Below are 236 nucleotides of genomic sequence, written 5' to 3'. Positions count from 1 at the left end.
ACGGTCGAGTGGTCGCTCGGCGACGTCACCTCGCCGGTGCTGCCCCGGTCGTGCAACAAGCCGGTCCAGGCGCTCGCGATGGTGCGGCACGGGCTGGACCTGCCGCCGGACCTGCGCGCCCTCGGCTGCGGGTCGCACTCGGGCGAGCAGCTGCACGTCGACGGCGTACGACGGATCCTGGCCTCCGCCGGCCTGGACGAGTCCGCGCTGCAGACGCCGGAGGACCACCCGCTCGA

Annotated in this window: 1 protein-coding gene; it reads left to right on the top strand. The window is 74.6% G+C overall.

Annotated features, from left to right (window positions below; all coding sequences use genetic code 11):
• Positions 1–236, top strand: a 236-nt coding sequence (locus tag QWY29_RS20650; protein ID WP_300963090.1) for an asparaginase, incomplete at both ends; no start/stop codon positions are given.

The organism is Nocardioides abyssi, assembly GCF_030412915.1.
Taxonomy (GTDB): Bacteria; Actinomycetota; Actinomycetes; order Propionibacteriales; family Nocardioidaceae; genus Nocardioides; species Nocardioides abyssi.
Note: the sequence above shows the minus strand (reverse complement) of the source record. Positions and strands in the feature narration are given on the sequence as shown.